The sequence below is a fragment of the Parazoarcus communis SWub3 = DSM 12120 genome, from assembly GCF_003226565.1.
In the GTDB taxonomy this organism is placed as follows: domain Bacteria; phylum Pseudomonadota; class Gammaproteobacteria; order Burkholderiales; family Rhodocyclaceae; genus Parazoarcus; species Parazoarcus communis.
In genome coordinates this window covers 39989-62312 of sequence record NZ_QKOE01000021.1, presented here as the reverse complement: position 1 = coordinate 62312, position 22324 = coordinate 39989, and the positions used below count along the sequence as shown (strand labels likewise).

Genomic DNA, 22324 nt, shown 5'->3' with positions numbered 1-22324 from the left:
CGCCCATGGTCATGATCGGCGCCATGATGCGAAAGCTCATCCATGTGGCCTTCGGGGTGCTCAAGTCCGGCAAACCATTCAATCCGCAGCTTCATAACGCTTGACCTGAATAACAGTATCTACGGCGGATCGCGAGTATATGGGTTGTTCTTGACTTCCTTGGTGGCGTTGACCTATTCGGAGTCGAAGCCGAGCAGTCGTCCGTCGATGATGCGCTGGGCCACGGTTTCGGGAACGTCTTTTTCCCAATCGCCGCGCCCGCGGCGCAGGCTGGCGAGGGTTTCGGCCGCTTCGATCTCGAGGTGGCTTTCGTCCTGAGGTTCGATGGCAACCAGTTTGCCGTTCTCGATCAGGTAGGCAAGCAGATGACGCAGGTGGGGCGGTACCGGGATGTTGGCCAGTGTGGTGATCTCGGCTTCACCATGGCGACGCGAGGGATAGACGTACACATGGGTATTGTCCGGGAACAGCTTGCCAAAGGCTTCGAGAATGCCGCCCTCCAGACCGTCGTAATACTTCTCGTCGAACAGCGCCTGCAGTTCGCGCACGCTCAACACGATGCTGATCGGTTTCTGGGTGTAGCGTCGCAAGTAAGCTCGCAGGCGGAAGAAGCGGACATAGTCCGAGATCATCACGGTGTAGCCTTGCGAGGCGAGCAGGTCCAGGCGGGCAAGGAAGTCGCGACCGTCGATCTCGTCGCCATTGAGTAGCGAGTTCATGGTGATTTCGGCCAGTGACAGGATCTCGTTCTCGTCAACCGCCGAAATCTGGCTGAACTGCTTCTGCCCGCCGCGCATCATGTCGACGTTGACGCAGGTGATCGGCTTGAAGCTGCCGCGGATGACCTGTACCGGCTTGCGGTAGAACAGCTCACCGGGTACCACGACCTCGCCTGCGGGATTGAACACCACTGCGCGGGTCAGCCAACTGCGGATCAGGTGCAGGTTCATCAGACGGTTCTCGACCTCTTCGAAGTAGGGGCCGGAGAAGTGGATCAGGTCGACCTCGATACGTTCGGAGCTGAGGCCATCGGCAAGCCCCTCGACCACCCATTCCGGCTGGTCGTGGTGGAAGAAGGCGCCGTGAATCAGGTTGACGCCAAGAATGCCCAGTGCTTCGGATTGTTGTGCGTTGTCGTTGTCGAGCATGCGTACATGCAGGATGACGTCGCTCGGCGCGGCGCCCGGGTGCAGTTGCAGACGGATGCCGATCCAGCCGTGGCATTCGTTTTTCTGTTTGAAGCTGCGTGCGGTGACAGTGGCGGCGTAGGCGAAGAAAGTGGTGTTCTTTGCCCGTACATGGGTCAGGCGGTCCACAACCTGGGTGAACTCCTTGTCCAGCATCTGCATCAGGCGGGCGCGGCTGACGTAGCGGTCCACGTGGCCGTAAATGTCATCGCTGACCGCCATGTCGTAAGCCGACATGGTCTTGGCAATGGTGCCGGCCGCAGCGCCAACGTGAAAGAAGCGGCGGGCGACCTCCTGTCCGGCGCCGATCTCCACGATCGAGCCATACTTGAATTTGTCCAGGTTGATGGCAAGGGCCTTCTGGTCGGTGCTGAGGGTGTTGTCGCGCTTGCGCATGGGGGCTCCGTGAACTGTTGCCGGTGGGGCGACGGGAACGAAATGCCCACGGCCCATGGCCGCGGGGTGGTACCCGGATTACTTGAGAGAGAATCCGCGTGCGTGCAGGGCGGCCACCAGACGGTCACGCCCGGACATGGACTCGGGGCCGGCAACCCGTTTGGCAGAGTGCACCGCCCAGGTGCCATGTACGTTCATGTTCTGCTCGGTGTAGAACGCGGCCATCGCCTGGTTGTAGGCTTCAATGCCGGCATCCTGGGTTTCGAGCGAATAGCCTTCGTGGTGCAGCACGACCGACTGTGCCGGACGGGGCTTCACGGCAGCCGGTTTGGCTGGGTCCGGGGTGCCCACGCACATGCCGAATACCGCCACGACCTTGGGCGGCAGGTTCAGCAGCTCGGCCACCGCCTCGGGCTGGTTGCGCATGCCGCCGATATACACCGTGCCAAGGCCAAGTGATTCGGCGGCGGCAACCGCATTTTGCGCAGCGAGCGCTGCATCAATGACGCCGGTCAGGAACAGCTCGGTGTAGTCCAGCGCAATGCTGGGGCGATCGACGCTTTGTGCGACGCGTTCGAGGCGGGCCAGATCGGCCAGCCATACCAGTTGCAGAGGTGCTTCACGAACATGCGCCTGACCGCCGGCGCATTCGGCCAGTGCTGCACGCCTGCCGGCGTCACGCACCGCAACCACGCTCCAGACCTGGAGGTTGGACGAATTGGCGGCCGACTGGGCGGCTGCGATGATGGCTGCAAGCTGATCGTCGCTGACCGGCGTTGGCAGGTAGCTGCGTACCGAGGCGTGGCCAAGCAGGCTTTCGATCACCGGGCTCCAGCTTTGCGGTGCCTGCATGACCTCACTGCCATAGCGGGCGTCGATCAGGGCCTGGGGGGTGGTCATGTGGGAGTCTCCTTTTCTTTACCGCGCTCAGGGTTAGGGATGCGCGTCACCAAGGGCGCCAAGTATACGTGCGCTGTGCTTTCACGGGTCTTTCTGACTGTGGGGACGCGCTGACATATCTGTCCGGTGGTCATCGGACGGGATTGTGCGGATTGCATCAATGTTGGGCTGACGTGCGGGACGAAGGCTGTTATAGTGCGCGCCGTGGCGGGTCTCCCCGCATTGCAGCGCGGTGAACCTGGTCAGGGCCGGAAGGCAGCAGCCACAGCCGTTCCCTGCAAGTGCCGGGGGTTGGGCTCGCCACCCCGAATGCCAGACGGCGCCTCTTCCCATGGAAGGGCGCCGTTTTTGTTTGTGTGCGTACAGTAAGGCACTCTTTACCGCTGAGTGTTCCGCCGCAAATGGGACGTGGTGTGGCAGGGCACGTACATCGCTACAGGCACAAATTGGGTGTGAGGCATGGACTTGTGCGGCATATCAGCGAGGGTGGTAGGCGCTGAAGAGCACCGCGAAATGGTTGATTGACCGACTCGTCAAGCTTGAGAGAGTGGTGCCGCTCGGGGGGTACTTACTGCCCATTGCAAGAGCCCTGCTGGGGCAGGGGCATGTGCACAAGAATCAATCAGACTGGCTTATGGTTGGATGAGGATTTTCTTGTATCCTTAATGTCCGTCGATTTGGCACGGATTGTTCAACGCATGTTCTGTTTCAGATGAGGTGTTAGATGCCCACGCTGATTGCACCGCGAGATCTTCCTACCTGGGTGCCGGGGCAAATTGTTTCCGCCAGCGACGGGCTTGGCTGGAAAGACGTTGGGCACAGGGCCTATCTTTATACCGGGCTAGATGTACCAATTCCTGCGATGGACCACTACATGGTGGTGCGCTACCGTAGCGGCCAGACACCCATGGACCGTCGAGTCGAAGGGCGGTGGACGCGCAGACGTTGTGCCCCGGGAGATTTTTCTCTTCTTACCCGGTCTGAGCAGTCGCATTGGCACTGGACTGAGTGCATAAACGTTTCCCACATTTACCTTTCCGAAGGGCTAATGGCCCGGGTGGCAACAGACATCACCGATCGCCCCGTTTCGGAGGTGCGACTCAACGATGTCCTGCAGGCTCAAGATCCGGTGGTCATTGGTATTGTTGATGCGATTACCAATGAGGCGCAACACAGGGAGCTTGGCGGTAGTCTATGTGCCGAGTCTCTGGCGATCCAGTTGGCCGTGCACCTTTTCCGCAAGTACGCTCTGATCAATTTCCGTGACGATGCTCCGGTAGGGCCTCTTTCACCAAGCCGCATGCGTCGCCTCCTTGAGTTTCTGGACGTTAATCTTCACGAAAATATCACCATCGAGCAGATGGCTGATATTGCTGGTCTCGGAGTGTGGACGTTTTCGCGACATTTCCGGGCTACCACGGGAGTATCTCCCTATGACTATGTCACAAGGTGTCGTCTTGAGAGAGCTGTCCGACTATTGTCAACAGGGGCTCAGGCTATAAAGGAGGTCGCGGCCATATGCGGCTTTGCCGATCAGGCTCACTTGACGCGGATGATGCAACGGCGCATGGGAACCACGCCCGCGCGAATTAAGAGGGACGGGGGCTGTTGACCGGTGGTCATGTCTGTTACTTTGCGCTACGTCGGAGGCGGGAAGTGAGTTTTTTACCCCGTGGGCACCGCGAAGATCTCCAGCTTCACGAAAGAAATAATCCATTCAAGTGGCTAAATCAATTGAATTCAATTCAATATGAATGAAGTGTTTTGAAGACCGCTATGTTGGATTGAGTGAGGTCTCAGCCCGTCTGGGGCGCTCGTGGAGAACGGTGGTTATCTTGGCCATGTGCGAGGCAAAAAAATGGCGCATCAGCTGCTACTGATGCGCCTTAGGAAGTCCCGGAAAGTTTAGCTAAAGGCCGTCCTTGCCAGGTTGGGGGGAGATATCGTCATCTTCCTGAAGTGATTTATGTGGCGAGCAGTGCCCGAAGGTTGATGTCGATCTCAGTCACTGCGTTGGCATCGGTTCCGAATAGGGCGAGATGTCCGTCAATGCTGGTGATCGGCCGGAATTCGCTGTTTGGAATGAGCTGTTGTTCAGCCAAGCAATCATTGGGAGGGAAGAACATGTCGTGGCTGATTGGCATCACGAAGGTCTTCGCCGTGATGCGTCCCAGCGCTTGAGCCAAGTCACCTCCCGTATGGCGGCTCACGTCACCCCGTTGCCACTTCCAGGCCATAGATAGCAGGTTATTCGGATCCATAGGGCTGAAGTAGCCGGTCATGAACTGGTCGATAAAGGCGTCCATATCCTCAAAACCCAGTACCCGGTGACGGCCTCCGCGGAAGAACTCCGTGCTCCAGCCCATTACGGTCCACAGTTTCGCGTGCCGACGCAGACCGGCTGCCACCTCGGCTGAATCGGCGTAGGTGCCATCACGAAAGCCGGGGTCCGTGGTGATGGCCTCTACGAGAGTGTCGGTAAAAGCGAAGTCGTGCTCGGTGTTGCACGCGGTGCCAGCGATGGGAGCCGCTCGCTCGACCATGTCAGGGTAGCGCACGGCCCATTCGTAGGTCTGTTGGGCCCCCATCGACCCTCCAACTACCAAGGCGAGCCGCTGGATACCGAAATGCGCTGTAAGCAAACGATGTTGAGCGCGTACGTCATCGCCGATACGCACGCGGGGAAAGCGCGGGCCCGCAATCCGGCTTGGTGCATTGCTGGGCGAGGTGGACAACCCGTTACCGATTTGGTTCACCACGATGATGAAGTAGCGACTCGGATCAAGGGCTCGCCCCTGGCCGATGTAGACTTGTTCCATGATCTTGCTGGTGCCGGAGTACCAGGTTGGCACGAGAATGGCGTTGTCTTTCGCCGCATTGAGTTGGCCGTGAGTGGCAACCGCCAGGGTGCAGTCTTCAAGCACACCACCTTCTTCGAGATCCAGCTGACCGATGCTGATCGTCTTGAATGGACCGTGTATCTGTTGAGTGTAGTAAGGGGTCATTTTTATATCTCCTCCGGGAACGGCCAGCCGCATGGACGGCTGGCCATGGGGGTCAGCGGGCCGTGTAGCCGCCGTCAATCACGAGTTCGGCACCCGTTACCCAGCGCGCTTCATCCGACGCCAGATACACGGCGCCCCAGGCAATGTCGTCAGGGGTGCCGGTGCCGCCCAACGGGTGCAGGGCGTCCAGATGCGCTTTGGCAGCGTCACGTGCAAGCCCGTTATCCTGAACGTAACGGTCAACCAAGGGGGTGAACACGAAGCCCGGGTGAATTGAGTTGAAGCGGATGCGCTCCTTTGCGTAAAGCAAGGCATCGTTCTTGGTCATTGTCCGCACCGCGCCTTTTGCCGCGTGGTAGGGCGGAATGTCCCCACCACCGACGATGCCGTAGATCGACGATATGTTGATGACGGAACCACCGCCTACTTGGCGCAGATGGGGAATCACATGTTTCGTGCATAGGAAGACGGCTGTCACATCCACCGCCATCACCCGGTTCCATTCTTCCAGGGTCAGGAGGTCTGTAGGTATGTTCTCCCCTTCGATTCCAGCGTTATTGACCAGTACGTCGATACGTCCGAAATGGGTGGCTGCGATCCGCATCGCCTCGCAGACCCGTTGTTCATCGGTCACGTCGCCTTGCACGAAGAGTGCCTTGCCTCCGGACGAGCACATGGCGTCCACCACAGCCTGCCCTTGAGGATCGCGGTCAAAGATGACGACTGACGCCCCCTCCTCGGCCATACGCCGGGATATGGCGAGTCCGAGTCCACTGCTACCGCCGGTAACGACGGCTGTCCTGCCGGAAAGTCGATCCATGATGTTCTCCTTTCCGCTCAGCGCATCGCAAAGCCAGGGTAGCCCTTGCTGGCCAATTCGTCGCATTGGCTGTTGTAGTTGCCTACGCCGCCGATGTACGAGATCAGACGGCGCGGCTTGCCGTCCACATTCGAGCCCATGTACCAGGAATCCGTCTTGACCACCAGCGTCTTGGCGGCGGTCTCATCGTGGTGCCGTACCCAGTCGTCCTCGAACTCTTTCGTCGCCTCCACCACCTTCTTGCCGTTCTCGCGGGCATAGGCGATGCAGTCGGTGATCCAGTCCACCTGCTGCTGAAGGCAGGTGGTCATGTTGCAAAGGGCCGCGGATGGAGCGAGGGGGGCTCCGGTGGTGAATAGATTGGGATACCCGTGTACCTGCAGACCCATGGAGGTTCGGATCTCCTTGCTCCACTGTTCCTTGAGGGAGCGTCCATTACGCCCGCGGAAGTCGATTCGGGTCAGCGCACCGGAGCCGGCGTCAAAACCGAGGGCGAGGATGATCACGTCAACCTCGTGCACCTTGCCGTCGGCGGTCTGGATGCCTTCCGGTACGACGCGCTCAATGGGGGCTCTTTGACAGTCCACTGCCTCCACATTGGGCTGCAGATACACCTCAAGGTATTTGTTCTCCAACGGAACGCGGTGGGTACCAAAGCCGTATTCCTGGGGGATCAGCAGATCGCAAAGGTCTTCCCGGTTCTGCAGGCGTTCGCGCATCTTGGCTCGAACGAACTTCGACACTTCCTCGCTGACCTCCTCATCGACGAACATTTCTGGGAAGGACGCCAGCCACAGAGCCAGAGAGCCATCGTTCCACAGGCGTTCAAGAACCTCTGCGCGCTGTTCAGGAGTCTGCTCGTGCCACGGACCGGCGTCGAAGTCATAATCAAAACCAGCAAAGGTCGTGCGGACGCGCTTCTTCAACTCGTGGAAACGTGATCCCCATTTCGCCCAATCCTCCCTGGTGTACTTGGGATTTCGCATGGGAATGACATACTGGGGCGTACGCACGAAGATCTTCATGGAGCCGACGTCGGGAGCGATGGTCTGGATCACCTGAATGCCGGTGGCTCCGGTGCCCACAACAGCTACCCGCTTACCTTTCAGGTCTACCGGTTCCTTCGGCCACAAGCCAGTAATGTAAAGCTCGCCTTTGAAGGAAGCTTGGCCGGGGAAGCGCTCGACAATCGGTGCTGACAGCATGCCGCAGCAGGCGATCAGAAACTGCGCCGTCACGCGTTCTCCATCGGCGGTGGTGATACGCCACACGTCGTCTTGTTCGTCATAGTGCGCCGAGGCGATCCGGGTATTGAACTGGATATCCTTCTTCAGATCGAGCTTGTCGGCAACGTAGTTCAGCCAGCGTTCTGTTTCTGGCTGGGCAGGGAAGCGTTCCGAAGGCTGCCAGGATTTGTATAGCTCCTCGGAGAACCAGTACTGGTAGATCTCTGCCTGTGAATCGAAACGTGCCCCGGGGTAGCGATTCCAATACCAGGTGCCGCCTACTCCGGAGGCGGTCTCAAAGGCGCGGACGTTCATTCCCAATTCCCTCAGGCGGTGCAGTTGGTAAAGACCAGCCACACCCGCCCCAATTACGACGGCATCAAAATGTTTTGAGGGGGTTTGATTCTGAACTGCTGGGCCTTGGCTGTGGGCGATGTTCATATTGTCTCCTTCACATTGTCGAACGGTAGCGTTGCCCGTGGTTTCGGGGCTTGCTCGATGGCACGGACTGACGCTTGAGTAGAAGCGACAGGTTCCGTGTTGTGAGGGAATGTATGGGTGGGGCGCACATTGCATCTTGTCCATTCTTGGCGTTTTCTTGAATGAACGGTGGAAGCCTCCGATATTTCCTTTGGCCTATGGAGGGCATCAACTAGATTTCCATGCGGCCGAGCCCCGGAGTGGACTAATGGCAAGAGAAAACACTTCTGGATGGGGAGGCTGAATTGGAACGATTAGTTGGCGCCATTCCTCGCTGAGTCACCGCCGAGCCTTTCGGTAGAGCAGATCGGATGTGCGCCCCCACCAAAGGAGACATTTCTCGTGAAAAAAATAGCCGTACAGGTATCTGCAGTCAGTTCCTATCCCCGTCTCGCCGCTCGGGTCTGTCATGGCGCCAAGAAACGTTCTGGACGCATCATTGCTGGGTTCTTGCTACTTTTCATGTCACCGCTCGTGTTAGCAGTGAGTGTCGATGCAGGAGACTATGATTACGTGCCTGCAGGCACTCAGCTGGGATTGCTCTACTATCAGTATTCGAGTGGAGATTCTCTATATGCTGGAGGACGCAAAGTTTCTGACGATGCGCGCGCGCGGGCCCAAGTAGGGATCCTGCGGGTGGTCAAGTATTTGGATGTTGGAGGGGTCACGGTTGCACCCCAAGTCCTTCTACCCTTCGGGGCTGTTCAGACGGCAGGCGATCTCGACGGAGCCAGCGTACGTAACGGTATGGGTGATCTGATACTGGCGAGCACGGTTTTTCTCTATAAGGACGATCAGCGGCGAGTGCTTGGGATAACCCCTTGGCTGTGGTTACCTACTGGCCAGTACGACCGAAGCCGTACGTTGAATCCCTTTGGCGAGAATCGGTGGAAGTTTGCGCTTCAGGTCGCGGGGGTGTTGCCACTAGGGGAGTCCGTTACTCTGGACCTCGTGGGTGACGTGCAATTTTATGGCGATAACCGTGACTTCGGCCCGTCAGGCCAGATATTGAGCCAGCGCCATAGTTGGGACTCTCAGGCGCACCTGCGATATCACCTCTCTGCAGCGACGGCCTTCAGCGTCAGCATTTCCCAGTTAAATGGTGGCGAGACCGAACTCGATGGGGTGCGTCAGAACGATAGACAGCGTCGCAGCCGTGTTTCTGTTGGTGCGTCACATTTTTTGACTTCAGGCTGGCAGATCCTTGGTACGCTGGGCAAGGATCTATCAGTCGAAAACGGTGTGCGTGAGGATGTTCGTATGAACCTGCGCTTGCTTTACGTCTTCTGAGGGCTTCCTGGTTGAACTGGGGTTCGGCGCCTGGTTTTGCCCGCTTCAGTGAAGAGCGCTATCGAAGTCCCGACGGTAGCGCGATTCCTGAAGCCGAGCGTGTGGTGTGTAATCGTTCCCGATGTGAGGAGGCTGGTCGGAAACGCTCCGTTGTGGCCACGTGCTCACCCGCCAAGCACCGTGTCCATCATCATCATCGTAATGAAGCCGACCATCAGGCCGCCGGTGGCCAGGGTTTCGTGACCGCGGCGATGGGATTCCGGAATGATCTCGTGGCTGACCACGAACAGCATGGCACCCGCTGCACCTGCCAGCCCCCAGGGCAATATCGCGGCTGAGACCGATACCATCATCGAGCCTGCAATGGCTGCGATCGGCTCCATCAGGCCAGTGACGGCGGCTACCGCGAAGGCAAACAGGCGGCTGTATCCGGCCGTGACCAGCGCGATCGCCACAATCAGGCCTTCCGGCACATTCTGCAGCGAGATGCCGGTCGCAACTGCGTCACCATTACCAGCGCCCGTACCGTTCATGCCTGCGGCGACGCCGATCGCGAGCCCTTCCGGAATGTTGTGTACCGCAATCGCGAATACGAACAGCCAGACGGCAGTGCTGCTGCGTGAGCCATCCGGCGAATGGTTGTGGGGCAAGGCGCGGTCCATGCCAAGTAGCAGGGCGGCACCGACGGCGAGGCCGACTGCGACCAGCATCGCCGCACCCGTGTCACCCATGCCCTGTTCCTGCGCCGCAGCGAAGGCTGGCAACAACAGCGAGAACACGCTGGCAGCCAGCATCACGCCGGCCCCGAAACCGAGCAGCATCCCTTGAGCGCCCGCACTGATCCGGCGCATCACCAGCAGTGGCAAGGCGCCTAGTGCGGTTGCCGCTGCGGCCATGGCGCCGCCGGCGATGGCGCCATCCATCGCCTGATCGAACCCTTCCAGCTTGCCAGCAAGTTGTGCGATGAGCAGGGCCAGACCCGTCAGCACGATCAGCCAACCGCTGAGGGCGCGTAGGGCACCGACCGGGCTCGCTGGTAGGAAATGCAATTGGGCGACTTTGGCAACCATGACTCGACTCCTGTGACAATGTCGTTTCGCGCATGATGCGAATGACCTGAAGTCAGTATGGCGTGGGTTGTGGAATAGTTCTAATTAAATGAATCTAATAAATTGATAGTTTTCTGTGTAGCGGAGACATGCCCGGCGCGAGCGTTGTTGCGCTGATCGCTTTTCGGTGGCCTGTGTCACGGGCGCAGGTAACCACCAGGTACGCCACGTGGTGACAGCACGATCTGCCAGAGCTGATTGCTGCGTGCTCGAAAGGTGCCTGCGCAGGCCAGCAGGTAGTAGCGCCACATGCGATGGAAGCGCTCTCCATAGCGTGACTCGAAACGGGGCCAGGCGGTCTCGAAGCGCTCGTGCCAGGCCATCAAGGTGCGATCGTAGTCGGCGCCGAAGTTATGCACATCCTCGATCACAAAGTGGTCCTCGCTGGCATCGGCAATCTGGCTGAGCGAGGGAAGGTCGCCGTTGGGAAAGATGTAGCGGTCGATCCACGGGTCGGTGGGGGTGCGACGCACGTTCTTGCCAATGGTGTGCAGCAGGAACAATCCATCGCTCTCGAGGCTGCGCGCGGCAACTTCGAAAAAGGCGGGATGATTCTTCTGGCCGACGTGCTCGAACATGCCGATCGAGGCAATCCGGTCGAAGCGTTCGCTGCCGCCACGGTTGAACGGGCGATAATCCTGCAGCCGGAAGCTGATCGGCAGGCCGGCGCAGCGTTGTTGACCGTACTCCGCCTGTTCGCGCGAGATGGTCAGCCCTACGCAGCTGACGCCGTAATGTTCGGCCGCGTATTTCATCAGGCTGCCCCAGCCGCAACCGATGTCGAGCAGGCGCATGCCTGGCGCCAGACCAAGCTTGCGGCAGATGAGATCGAGCTTGGCGGCCTGGGCGTCCTCCAGGGTGTCAGCCTCTTTCCAGTAGCCACAGGTATAGGCCATATGACCGTCCAGCATGGCTTCGAAGAAGTCGTTGCCAAGGTCGTAGTGCAGTTCGCCAACCTGCCAGGTGCGGCGCAGGTTCTGCAGGTTGAACAGGCGGGCACGCAGGCCCTGTACCAGCAGGGCCGTGCCGCCGACCTTTTCGTCCAGGCGGGCGATCAGCACGCGGGCGATGAATTCGTCCACCCGGGGGCAGTCCCACCAGCCCTCCATATAGCTCTCACCCAAGCCCAGACTGCCCCGTGCCAGGATGCGATCAGCAGTCTGGGGGTGATGGACGGTCATGTCCCATGGGCGACCGCCTCCGATCTCGATGTCGGCTTCGGCCAGCAGGGCCGCAATCGCTGCGAGTGCCGGGTCGCGTGTATCGGTCCGCTCGCGAACTGAGGGCGGGGACGGCAGCGATTTCGATCGGTGCTGGGGCGGGGGCATGCGGCGCTCCTGGTCAGTGGGTGAGTGTCTCCGTGGTTCTGGGGTGCGGCCGTGATTGGCGGTCCCGCACATAATCAGAAGTTGTAGGTGAATGCTGCGCAAAATTCGCAAAGCAGTTCGAAGACCGAGTCCTGTGCAAGGTTCGACATGATTCATGCTCCCCGAAGATGGAGGTGGGTGTTGAATCCAGCATAGGAAATCGGCTTTGATAGCGCCAATTGATAGAGCCAAACTCCCGTATTGGTTTTTTTGATTGAGGGCCTCGATGGTCTCCGGCTTGGTGCGGGGGCTCTGCTAGAATGCCGGCCATGAGCTATCAGGTTCTCGCACGCAAATGGCGGCCCAGATCATTCGGCACGCTGGTGGGGCAGGAGCACGTGGTCCGCGCGCTGTCTCACGCGCTGGAAACGGGCAGGCTGCACCATGCCTGGCTGTTTACCGGGACGCGGGGGGTTGGCAAGACGACAATCTCCCGCATCCTGGCCAAGGCGCTCAATTGCGAAACCGGCATTACTGCCGAACCCTGCGGTGTGTGCGACGCCTGCAAGGCGATCGATGCCGACCGCTTCGCCGACTATGTCGAGATGGACGCCGCTTCCAACCGTGGGGTGGATGACATGGCGGCCTTGCTGGACAAGGCGGTGTATGCGCCGGTACAGGGGCGCTACAAGGTCTACATGATCGATGAAGTGCATATGCTGACCGGGCATGCCTTCAATGCAATGCTGAAGACGCTGGAAGAGCCGCCCGAGCACGTCAAGTTCATCCTGGCGACCACCGATCCGCAAAAGATTCCGGTCACCGTGCTGTCGCGCTGCCTTCAGTTCAACCTGAAGCAGATGCCGCCCGGGCATATCGTCGATCACCTGTCGCGCATCCTCGAAGCTGAGGCGGTGCCGTTCGAGGCTGGGGCGCTGCGGCATATTGCCAAAGGGGCCAGCGGCTCCATGCGTGATGCTTTGTCCCTGCTCGATCAGGCGATTGCCCATGGTGCGGGCAAGGTACTGGAGGAGCAGGTCACTCACATGCTGGGTACAGTGGGTGACGATCATCTGCATGCGGTGCTGGATGCGCTGGCGGCAGGTCAGATGGACGCGATGCTGGCGGTGGCCGATGCGATGGAGGCGCGAAGTCTGTCCTTCGATGCCGCCCTGCAGGCTTTGGCGTCCTTGCTTGGGCGGGTGGCGCTGGTGCAGTTTGCGCCGACGGCCGTTGCTGACGAGGTCGAGCGTCAGCGTTTGCTGGCGCATGCAGCCCAATTCGACGCCGAGTTCCTGCAGCTGGCTTATCAGATTGTCATTCATGGCCGTGACGAACTGGCGCTGGCGCCGGATGAGTACACCGGCTTTGCGATGACCTTGCTGCGTCTGCATGCCTTCCGTCCGGAACAGCCGCCGGCCTTGGGCTCGTCAGGGGGGGCAGCACCGCAGGGTGGCACGACGATGGCTCGCAAGCTTCCTCCATCGGCCAGCGCGTCCGGTCGGGCTGCGGTCTCAGGTGAGGCGTCGAGCCGAGCTTCGGTCGGTCTTTCTTCCGCCGCGGCGGGGAAGGCGGCGGTGCCTGCAGCATCGGATAGCGCTCGGGTCGCCTCTGAGGTGGCCTCACCCGTGGCGGCGTCTGCCTCGCCGATGCCGGGCCCGTCGCGCGACGTCGCGCCTTGGGAGGATCTTCCGCCTGAGGCACTGCTGCAGGATGACTCCTACACAGGGCAGGTGGGCGCACCGGACGAGGTTGTCGAAGAGCCTTCGCAACTCCCACGGCAGCCAAAACCCGCCGAAGCGTCGCGTCAGCCACTCGGGCCGCGTGACGGCGGCGCGCTGCGGACCTTGACTCCGCCTGCAACCGGCGCGTCTGCCGAGGTGGCCGGGTCGGGGCCCGATACGCCTGCGCTCCGTCAGGCATTCGACCGGGCCGACTGGAGGGGGGTGATTCGTGCGCTGGGGCTGGGTGGCCTTGTTCGTGAGTTCGCCCAGCATTGCGAGTGGCTTGGGTTTGCCGATGACCAGCTTGATCTGCGGCTGTCGGAAACGCATCGTCATCTGCTGGAGATGAATCGGGCTGCGGTTGACCGGGTCCAGGACATGCTTTCGGCCGGACTGGCTCGTCCGATCCGTGTGCGTATTGCAACTGGAGCCATCGCCGGCGAGACGCCGGCGCAGCGTGACGAGGTCGAGCGCCGGGCGCGCCATGCCGAGGCTGTGGCTGCGCTGGAGTGCGATCCTTTTGTACGCGAGTTGATCGAACGTTTCGATGCCACCCTGGTTGAGGCTTCGGTCCGACCGCTTTGAATTCTTCGTTCTTGTTCATTGTTCTATTGGAGTTGTCATCATGATGAAAGGCGGTATTGCCGGCCTGATGAAGCAGGCCCAGCAAATGCAGGAAAACATGAAGAAGATGCAGGACCAGCTCGCCAGCGTCGAGGTCGACGGTCAGTCTGGTGCTGGCATGGTCAAGGTCGTGATGACCTGCAAGTACGACGTGCGCCGGGTGTCGATCGACGAGTCGGTGATGGACGACAAGGAAATGCTCGAGGATCTGGTGGCTGCCGCCGTCAATGATGCGGTTCGCAAGGTCGAGTCGACCACGCAGGAAAAGATGGCAGGCTTTACCTCGGGTCTGAACCTGCCGCCGGGCTTCAAGCTGCCGTTCTGAGATGAAGTGCTCTGTATCCGCGGGGCTGCAGTTGCCGTCAGTGCCGGAAGGCGGGGCGGAGCGCGTCTGAAACATGTCTCCCTCCAGCCTTGATGAACTGATCGAAGCATTGCGCTGCCTGCCAGGGGTTGGGCCCAAGTCTGCTCAGCGCATGGCGTATCACCTGCTGCAGCGCGATCAGCGCGGTGCTGCCCGGCTGGCGGTGGCGATGCGTCGCGCGCTCGAGGTGTTGCGTCATTGCGAGCGCTGCAATACGTTCTCCGAAGACGCCATCTGTCCGCGTTGCGTCAATCCGCGGCGCGACGCCGGCTTGCTGTGTGTGGTCGAGATGCCGGCCGATCTGGCCATGATCGAACAGACGCAGAGCTACAACGGTCTTTACTACGTGCTGATGGGGCGGGTGTCGCCGCTCGATGGCGTAGGGCCGCGTGAGCTCAAGCTTGACAAGCTGCTGGCGCGGGCGACCGATGGCAGCGTTCGCGAGGTGATCCTCGCCACCAATTTCACCAATGAAGGCGAAGCGACCGCCCATACGCTGGCGACATTGCTTGCTGCTCGTGGTATTGCGGTCAGCCGACTGTCACGGGGGGTTCCGGTGGGTGGTGAGCTTGAGCACACGGATATCGGTACTATCGCGCAGGCGCTGGTGGAGCGTCGCTCGCTTTAGATGTTTCATGCTGCGGCGCAAGATTGCGCCGTGTCCTGGCTTGCATGCTTCCCGGGCAAAGCCTTGTCGGCTCAAGGTTTTGGCATCATCAGCTTTCTCTGCTGCAGCGAGTCCGCTATAATCCTGTGGTTTTTGTATCCAGGTCTTTCGTTTTCCATTTTGGGAAGAGGGTCATGAGCGTTGATCAAAAGATGGACAGCGGCCGCCGCACATTGTTGCTGGCGACGTCTGCCGCAGGCGGGGTTGCCGCCGTGGCGACGGCAGTGCCGTTCGTTGCCAGCCTGACGCCGTCCGAGCGTGCCAAGGCTGCCGGGGCGCCGGTCGAAGTAGACGTGGGCAAGCTCGCGCCGGGCGAGATGATGACGGTCGAGTGGCGCGGCAAGCCGGTATGGATCCTGCGCCGTACCGAAGACATGCTGGCTTCGCTCGACAAGGCGGAAGACAAGGTCAGCGATCCGTCGTCGGACAAGCCGATGCAGCCGGCTTACGCCAAGAACAAGCATCGCTCGATCAAGCCCGAGTTTCTCGTGGCGGTCGGTATCTGTACCCACCTGGGGTGCTCTCCGTCCGAAAAGTTCAAGCCGGGTGCCGAGGGTGGCATGAGCGCCGATTGGCCGGGCGGCTTCCTGTGTCCCTGTCACGGTTCGATGTTCGATCTCGCCGGTCGTGTTTACAAGAGCATGCCGGCACCGGACAACCTCGAGATCCCGCCGCACCAGTACCTCGCGGATACCACCATCCTCGTCGGTGAAGACGGAAAGGCCTAAGTCATGACGACCAAAACCCAAGCCTTGCTGAACTGGGTCGACGAGCGTTTTCCGCTGACGTCGTCCATCAAGGGTCATCTGACCGAGTACTACGCGCCGAAGAACTTCAACTTCTGGTACTTCTTCGGTTCGTTGGCGCTGCTGGTGCTGGTGATCCAGATTCTGACCGGTATCTTCCTGGTCATGCACTACAAGCCGGATGCCTCGCTGAACGCAGCAGGTGTGCCGGTGGCCTTTGCGAGTGTCGAGTACATCATGCGCGAAGTGCCGGGTGGGTGGCTGATCCGCTACCTGCATTCGACCGGGGCGTCGGCCTTCTTTGTCGTGGTGTATCTGCACATGTTCCGTGGCCTGCTCTACGGTTCCTACCGCAAGCCGCGTGAGTTGATCTGGATCTTCGGTACGCTGATCTTCCTGGTGCTGATGGCTGAAGCCTTCATGGGCTATCTGCTGCCGTGGGGGCAGATGTCGTTCTGGGGTGCTCAGGTCATCGTGAACCTGTTCTCCGCCATTCCGATCATCGGGCCGGATCTGTCGCTGGTCATCCGCGGTGACTACGTGGTGTCCGACGCGACGCTGAACCGCTTCTTCTCCTTCCACGTCATCGCTGTGCCGCTGGTTCTGATCGGCCTTGTTGCCGCGCACATCATTGCGCTGCATGAAGTCGGTTCGAACAATCCGGACGGCGTCGAGATCAAGAAGAAGAAGGACGCCAACGGCATTCCGCTGGACGGCATTCCCTTCCATCCCTACTACACGGTGAAGGATATTGTCGGTGTCGTGGCTTTCCTGTTCTTCTTCAGCGCAGTGGTGTTCTTTGCGCCTGAGGCAGGTGGCTACTTCCTGGAGTTCAACAACTTCCTGCCCGCAGATCCGCTGACCACGCCGCCGCACATTGCGCCTGTCTGGTACTTCACGCCGTTCTACTCCATCCTGCGCGCGGTGACCTATCCGCTCTTTGGCCTGGATGCGAAGTTCTGGGGTGTGGTGGCCATGGGGGCGTCGGTGGTGATCATCGCCTTCCTGCCCTGGCTGGACCGCAGTCCGGTGAAGTCGATCCGTTACAAGGGGCCGATCTTCAAGTTTGCGGTCGTCGTGTTCGTGATCTGCTTCTTCATCCTTGGCTACCTCGGTGTGTTGCCCCCGACCCCGGGTCGCACCCTGGTGTCGCAGATCTGCTCGGTGCTGTATTTCGCGTTCTTCCTGGCGATGCCGTGGTACAGCAAGATCGACAAGTGCAAGCCCGAACCGGAAAGGGTGAATTTCAAATGAGCATTCGAGTCATCAACTTCATTAAGCGTGCGGCAGCGGTGCTGCTGTTCGCTCCGGCGGTGGCGTTTGCAGCCGGTGCTTCCGTGCATCTGGACAAGGCACCGGTCAGCACTGACCCAGCTGCCCTGCAGCATGGTGCGAAGCTGTTCGTCAATTACTGTCTGAACTGCCACAGCGCCTCGTTCGTGCGCTACAACCAGCTGGAGAACATCGGGCTGTCGGAGCAGTTGATTCGTGACAACCTGTTGTTCGCGGGCGAGAAGACAGGCGATCTGATGAAGATCGCAATGCGCCCGGACGAGAGCAAGGTGTGGTTTGGCAAGGCGCCGCCTGATCTGACCCTGGTTGCGCGTGCGCGCGCATCGGGCGATGGTTCGGGCGCAGACTGGCTCTATACCTATCTGCGTCAGTTCTACCGTGACACCGAGCGTCCGACCGGCTGGAACAACGTGATCTTCTCCAACGTCGGCATGCCGCACGTGTTGTGGGAGCTGCAGGGCGAACAGGTGGCCAAGGTCACCCAGAACGCCGATGGCACGACCACAACGACACTGGAGCTGGTCAAGCCTGGCAAGCTGTCGCCTGCCGAGTACGACAAGGCGATGGCCGATCTGGTCTCCTTCCTGGTCTGGATGGGTGAGCCTGTAGCCGAAAAACGCAAGTCGATCGGTGTTGTGGTGCTGATCTTCCTGGCTGGCCTGTTTGTCCTGTCCTATGCTCTGAAAAAGAACTACTGGAAGGATATTCATTGATTGGAGCAGTGATGGGCCGAAAGGCCTGACACCTGTTTCCGTCAGACGCACCGCGCAGTGATATGCGTGGTGCGCTTTTGTTTTTGTATCCGGAGTCGCAACATCATGATGAATCTGTATTCCGGCACGACCGATCCCTTCAGTCACCGCTGCCGGATCGTGCTCTTCGAGAAGGGCATGGATTTCGAGGTGATCGATGTCGACCTCTACAACAAGCCCGAAGATATCGCGGTCATCAACCCATACAACCGAGTACCGGTTCTGGTTGATCGCGATCTGGTGCTGTACGAGTCGAACATCATCAATGAATACATCGACGAACGTTTCCCGCATCCCCAGTTGATGCCGCCTGACCCGATCATGCGTGCGCGTGCACGGCAGTTGCTGCATACCTTCGAGCACGAACTGTTCTCGCACATCGAGGCGCTGGAGGCGAACCAGAAGGGTGTGGACAAGACTCGTACGCATGTGCGTGATCATCTGACCCAGTTGGCGCCGATCTTCACCAAGCAGAAGTTCATGTTGGGTGATGAGTTCTCGATGCTGGATGTGGCGATTGCACCGCTGCTTTGGCGTCTGGAGCACTACGGCATCGAGCTGCCCAAGGCAGCTGCGCCGATGATGAAGTACGCCGAGCGCATCTTCAGTCGTCAGGGCTTCATCGATGCGCTGACCCCGTCAGAGAAGGTCATGCGTCGCTGATCTGGCCGTTGTCATGGGCCGGCGTGCGGGTCTGACTCGCCGCCGGTTGATCCACAGGTGAAGAGGTAGACATGGTCTCCACCAAGCCTTACCTGGTCCGGGCCATCTACGAGTGGTGCATGGACCAGGGTTTCACGCCTTTCATTGCTGCACGGGTCGATGCCAATACCCGGGTTCCGCCCGGCTATGCGCGAGATGGTCGGATCGTACTGAATGTCGCGCCCGATGCGACTCATCAGCTGTCGATGGATAACGAGTTGGTGAGTTTCCAGGCACGCTTCAATGGCGTAGCGCATCACTTGTCGATTCCGATGGGCAACGTGGTGGCGATCTACGCACGTGAGAACGGCCACGGTATGGCTTTCGAGCCTGATCTAGAGGATGGAGCCGCGCCGGAGGATGTGCGGGATGACGATGGGGCTCTGGTTGAGGAGCCCCCCCGGTCAGCGGCGGCAGAAGGCCACGAGCCAGAGCCGCCGGCGAAAGGAAGTCACCTCAAGGTCGTCAAGTAAGGCTGTCAGGCGGGATGCAGGCGTCCTCGGGCCGCCTGGTGATTGCTGATCCAGGATCCGTAAAGTTCCACCAGTCGTCCACTGAGCGTCTCTGTCCGCCACGTTCTGGCATATCGTCGCGCCTCGCGCCCCAGTGCTTGCAAGGTGGCCTGGTCCTGTAGCAGTTGACCGACCACGGTAGCGAACAGCGCAGGATCGTCCGGTGCAATGCGGCACCCTTGCTGGGACTCGAGGATGTCACGTGTTCCCATTGCGGCGAGTGCGACCACAGGCGTGCCCAGGGCCATTGCCTCCAGCAGCACCAGCCCCTGGGTTTCGGTTCGGGACGCAAACACGAAGAGGTCGGCTGCACGGTAGCAGTCGTGCAGTTCGCTGTCCCGGTCCAGGTAGCCCAGGAAGCGTACATGCTCGTCCAGTGCAGCCTGCTGTACCTGGAGCTTCAACCCGTCGAGTGCGGGCCCCTCGCCGGTGATCAGCAGCAGCGCCTGAGGTTCGCGCTGGCGCAGCATGCTCATCATTTCGATGAGAAAGCCAATATTCTTTTCATGCGCGACGCGCCCAACGAACAGCAGTAGTTTGCGCTCTTTCGAGATCTGGTAGCGTTGGCGGAAGTGGCACCCATCGCCGCCATGAAATTGCTGCTCCGAGAGGCCGGTGGGCAGAATATGTACGGGCCGCTGCACGCCGTAGTCCGCCAGTGTGCTTGCCATCGCGCGTGAGGGAACGATCACTGCGTCCAACTGGTTGCACTGGCCGCGTGAGAAGCGCCGGGCCAGTCCCTTGAGCCAGTCCTTGGGCAGGAAGGGGATGTAGTGGAACAAATACTCTTCGAAGAAGGTGTGATAGGTCGCCACGCAGGGCACGCCGAGCTTCCTGGCCAGTTCGATGCCCGCATAGTGGGCGACGAACGGGGTGTGAATATGAACCAGGTCGAAACGTCGCTGGGTCAGGGTTGCATCCAGGCTGCGGATTGCGCTGCGCCGCATCATCCTGTCTTCCGGGTCGAGGGGGACCTGTCGTGATGGCACGCGCAGCAGGGTTTCGCTGTCCGGTGATGTGCGGTTGGGATAATCAGGGGCGATCAGCGTGCTGTTCACGCCAAGGTTATGTAGGGAGTTGCGGAAGGTGTCGATCGATGTGCTGACCCCGTTGATGCGGGGAAAGAATACATCGGAGATCATCAGGATATTCATGGCAGGACCGGACTTCAGGTTCAGCCAATGTAGGCCTCCGGCATGACGCGCGTGTTGCAGCGGTACGGGGGGCTTGATGTCCATCATGTCGCCGCTGCAGCGTTTACGCTATAAAGCGGGCGAGTCGGGTATCGGAAGTCTTACAGGAGAGTGGTGCATGGCGCAGATGCAATGGACGGAGCAGCTTGAGCTGGGTTTGGGCCGGATGGACGATACGCATCGCGAGTTCGTCGATCTCTACAATCAGGTTGCCAGTGCGCCTGCCGAGCAGTTTCTGGCGCGACTGGATGCGTTTATCGAACATACCGAGGCCCATTTCGACCAGGAAAATCGCTGGATGGAAAAGGTCAATTTCCCTGGCTGTCATCGTGCCGAGCACGATCGGGTAATGGTGGTGCTGCGTGACGTGCGCAATCGTGTCGAACGCGGCGACGGTTTTCTGGGCCGACGCTTGATTGAGGAGTTGCCCGCCTGGTTCGACAATCACGTGGGCGGCATGGATGCAGCGCTGGCCTTTCACCTGGACAGTATCGGCTTCGATGTCGAGACGTGCGAAATTCGTGGCGATGCCGCTGCAGCGTGCGCAGATGGACGCACGTCAGGCGGTTGTGCGTGTGCGACTCCCTCTGCCGAAGGCGTTGAGGCTGCAGTAGCACAGGGCTGATCCACTCGAGTGACTGGCAGGCCGGCAGTATGGCCAGTCGGTTCAACGTGGCGCCAGCACCGGGAAGGCCGGTACCGGCTGTTGATGGCTGCCCATCAAGGCGCTGAGGACTTGCGCTGATCCGCAGGCCAGGGTCCACCCTAGTGTGCCGTGGCCTGTGTTGTACCAGAGATTGAGCAGGCGACTCTTGCCGATGATGGGCAGGTTGCTGGGGGTGGCAGGGCGTAGCCCTGCCCATAGTGTGGCTTGGCCTGGGTCGATGGCGCCGGGCAGGCACTGTTCGACCCAGTCGAACAAAGGACGGCCGCGCGCTGGGTCGATGGCTGGATTGTAACCGTTCAGTTCGGCTGTGCCAGCAATCCGCAGCCGCTCTCCTAGGCGTGAACAGACAATGCGCCGCGATTCGTCCGTGAGGCTGACCTCGGGTGCATGCGTCGGGTCGGCGACCGGGGCGGTGATCGAATAACCCTTGACCGGATAGATCGGCAAGCGCTCGCCCAGCGGGCGCACCAGCAACGGGCTGTAGCTACCCAGGCAAAGTACGTAAGCATTGGCAGTCAGTGTACCGGTACGGCCTTCACGGTCGCTGACTTCCACCCCCTCGATCAGGCCGTTGCTGCTGCACAGCCGTTTGATTGTTGTGCCGAGATGGAAGGTGACGCCTTTTTGTCTTAGTACTGCTGCCAGTGCCTGGGTAAATTGCATGGCATCGCCTGACTCGTCGTTCGGCGCGTAGAGTCCGCCAGCCAGGTGGTGTGCGCGTGCAGCCAGTGCAGGCTCGATGGCGATGCATTCTTCCCTGGTGCAGGTGCGTGCAGCAACACCGAGTTCGTTCAGGATGCTGGCGCGAGTTTGGGCGTGGGCAAAGTCGGCGTTGCTGAAGAACAGGTGCAGGATGCCCTGCTGGCGGGCGTCGTATTGAGTTTCGATGCCAGCTTCGCGGCGCACGAGCTGCAACTGGCGCTGGCTGTGCAAGGCCAGGGCGGCAATCGCAGCGGTATTGCGGCGCGCACGCCAGGGCAGGCATTCGTGCAGAAAGCTCATTGCCCAGCGCCACTGACGAATGCTGGCGCGGGGGCGGAAGCGCAAGGGCGAGTCCTCCCTGCCCAGCCAGCGCAGGACGAGGAAAGGCGTTGCCGGATTGGCCCAGGGTTCCGGGTGGCTGACCGAGATCTGACCGCCATTGGCAAAACTCGTTTCCTGGGCGGCTGCGTCCTGACGGTCTACAATGCTGACATCGTATCCGGCCTGTCTGAGATACCAGGCAGTGGTGACACCGGTAATGCCGGCGCCGAGAACCATCACATGCATATGCGGGGCTGTGCTCGAATTGGGTACAGTGGTACGAGCCTGCGCCGGGGCAAGAGTTCCACAAAGCGCAGGATGATAACCGCGGATATGT

General features: G+C 60.1%; 20 protein-coding genes and 1 other RNA gene. 12 read left to right on the top strand and 9 right to left on the bottom strand.

What is annotated here, in order from left to right:
- Positions 1–173: 173 nt before the first annotated feature.
- Together DNK49_RS19905 and DNK49_RS19900 are read right to left on the bottom strand one after the other, a co-directional pair.
- A complete protein-coding gene (locus tag DNK49_RS19905) occupies positions 174–1583 on the bottom strand; it encodes a TonB-dependent receptor (RefSeq protein ID WP_110528875.1) in 1410 nt (469 codons plus the stop codon).
- 78 nt (positions 1584–1661) lie between these two features.
- Entirely contained in the window at positions 1662–2483 is an 822-nt protein-coding gene (locus DNK49_RS19900; RefSeq protein ID WP_110528872.1) for a nitroreductase family protein, read from the bottom strand.
- A 206-nt stretch (positions 2484–2689) separates the two neighbouring features.
- On the opposite strand from DNK49_RS19900, the gene ffs reads away from it, so the two are divergent.
- Both ffs and DNK49_RS19890 read left to right on the top strand, forming a co-directional pair.
- An RNA gene (ffs, locus tag DNK49_RS19895) (signal recognition particle sRNA small type) lies at positions 2690–2788 on the top strand.
- A gap of 419 nt (positions 2789–3207) precedes the next feature.
- A complete protein-coding gene (locus DNK49_RS19890; RefSeq protein ID WP_110528869.1) occupies positions 3208–4095 on the top strand; it encodes a helix-turn-helix domain-containing protein in 888 nt (295 codons plus the stop codon).
- Between the two features lie 352 nt (positions 4096–4447).
- Here DNK49_RS19890 and DNK49_RS19885 read toward each other — a convergent pair whose 3' ends face one another.
- The 3 genes from DNK49_RS19885 to DNK49_RS19875 are packed head-to-tail and all read right to left on the bottom strand — an operon-like array spanning position 4448 to position 7975.
- Positions 4448–5488 (bottom strand): alpha/beta fold hydrolase, encoded by a 1041-nt coding sequence (locus DNK49_RS19885; protein ID WP_110528866.1) that lies wholly within the window; start codon positions 5486–5488, stop codon positions 4448–4450.
- 52 nt (positions 5489–5540) lie between these two features.
- The gene (locus tag DNK49_RS19880; RefSeq protein WP_110528863.1) at positions 5541–6308 is read right to left on the bottom strand and encodes an SDR family NAD(P)-dependent oxidoreductase; all 768 of its coding nucleotides are present in this window, start codon (positions 6306–6308) and stop codon (positions 5541–5543) included.
- 17 nt (positions 6309–6325) lie between these two features.
- Positions 6326–7975: a flavin-containing monooxygenase gene (locus tag DNK49_RS19875; protein WP_110528860.1), complete on the bottom strand. Its 1650-nt coding sequence runs from the start codon at positions 7973–7975 to the stop codon at positions 6326–6328.
- Positions 7976–8356: 381 nt separating this feature from the next.
- On the opposite strand from DNK49_RS19875, the gene DNK49_RS19870 reads away from it, so the two are divergent.
- The gene (locus DNK49_RS19870) at positions 8357–9304 is read left to right on the top strand and encodes a transporter (RefSeq protein WP_110528858.1); all 948 of its coding nucleotides are present in this window, start codon (positions 8357–8359) and stop codon (positions 9302–9304) included.
- A 164-nt stretch (positions 9305–9468) separates the two neighbouring features.
- On the opposite strand, the gene DNK49_RS19865 is transcribed toward DNK49_RS19870, so the two are convergent.
- Entirely contained in the window at positions 9469–10374 is a 906-nt protein-coding gene (locus DNK49_RS19865) for a ZIP family metal transporter (RefSeq protein WP_110528855.1), read from the bottom strand.
- Between the two features lie 176 nt (positions 10375–10550).
- Complete coding sequence (gene cfa, locus DNK49_RS19860) at positions 10551–11741, bottom strand: cyclopropane fatty acyl phospholipid synthase (protein ID WP_110528852.1); 1191 nt, start codon at positions 11739–11741, stop codon at positions 10551–10553.
- Positions 11742–12049: 308 nt separating this feature from the next.
- Between cfa and dnaX the strand changes: the two genes are divergently transcribed.
- From dnaX to DNK49_RS19820, 8 genes are all read left to right on the top strand, one after another.
- On the top strand, positions 12050–14029 hold the full coding sequence (gene dnaX, locus DNK49_RS19855; RefSeq protein ID WP_110528881.1) for a DNA polymerase III subunit gamma/tau: 1980 nt from the start codon (positions 12050–12052) through the stop codon (positions 14027–14029).
- A gap of 40 nt (positions 14030–14069) precedes the next feature.
- Positions 14070–14393, top strand: a complete 324-nt coding sequence (locus DNK49_RS19850) for a YbaB/EbfC family nucleoid-associated protein (protein ID WP_110528850.1) — start codon at positions 14070–14072, stop codon at positions 14391–14393.
- Between the two features lie 73 nt (positions 14394–14466).
- Entirely contained in the window at positions 14467–15060 is a 594-nt protein-coding gene (gene recR, locus DNK49_RS19845; RefSeq protein WP_110528847.1) for a recombination mediator RecR, read from the top strand.
- A 173-nt stretch (positions 15061–15233) separates the two neighbouring features.
- The gene (gene petA / locus DNK49_RS19840) at positions 15234–15827 is read left to right on the top strand and encodes a ubiquinol-cytochrome c reductase iron-sulfur subunit (RefSeq protein WP_110528844.1); all 594 of its coding nucleotides are present in this window, start codon (positions 15234–15236) and stop codon (positions 15825–15827) included.
- A 3-nt stretch (positions 15828–15830) separates the two neighbouring features.
- Positions 15831–17099 (top strand): cytochrome b, encoded by a 1269-nt coding sequence (locus DNK49_RS19835; RefSeq protein WP_110528841.1) that lies wholly within the window; start codon positions 15831–15833, stop codon positions 17097–17099.
- Positions 17096–17851 (top strand): cytochrome c1, encoded by a 756-nt coding sequence (locus DNK49_RS19830; RefSeq protein WP_110528838.1) that lies wholly within the window; start codon positions 17096–17098, stop codon positions 17849–17851. Before DNK49_RS19835 ends, DNK49_RS19830 begins: the two co-directional genes overlap by 4 nt.
- A gap of 105 nt (positions 17852–17956) precedes the next feature.
- Positions 17957–18553, top strand: coding sequence for a glutathione S-transferase N-terminal domain-containing protein (locus tag DNK49_RS19825; RefSeq protein WP_110528835.1), 597 nt, complete (start codon positions 17957–17959; stop codon positions 18551–18553).
- 71 nt (positions 18554–18624) lie between these two features.
- Positions 18625–19065 carry a ClpXP protease specificity-enhancing factor gene (locus tag DNK49_RS19820; RefSeq protein ID WP_110528832.1) on the top strand — a complete coding sequence of 147 codons (441 nt, stop codon included), beginning with the start codon at positions 18625–18627 and terminating at the stop codon, positions 19063–19065.
- 5 nt (positions 19066–19070) lie between these two features.
- Here the strand turns inward: DNK49_RS19820 and DNK49_RS19815 are convergent, their stop codons facing one another.
- Positions 19071–20345 carry a glycosyltransferase gene (locus DNK49_RS19815; protein ID WP_243632456.1) on the bottom strand — a complete coding sequence of 425 codons (1275 nt, stop codon included), beginning with the start codon at positions 20343–20345 and terminating at the stop codon, positions 19071–19073.
- A gap of 70 nt (positions 20346–20415) precedes the next feature.
- On the opposite strand from DNK49_RS19815, the gene DNK49_RS19810 reads away from it, so the two are divergent.
- Entirely contained in the window at positions 20416–20922 is a 507-nt protein-coding gene (locus DNK49_RS19810) for a bacteriohemerythrin (protein ID WP_110528829.1), read from the top strand.
- Positions 20923–20964: 42 nt separating this feature from the next.
- Here DNK49_RS19810 and DNK49_RS19805 read toward each other — a convergent pair whose 3' ends face one another.
- A complete protein-coding gene (locus tag DNK49_RS19805; protein WP_110528826.1) occupies positions 20965–22233 on the bottom strand; it encodes a D-amino acid dehydrogenase in 1269 nt (422 codons plus the stop codon).
- Positions 22234–22324: the final 91 nt, after the last annotated feature.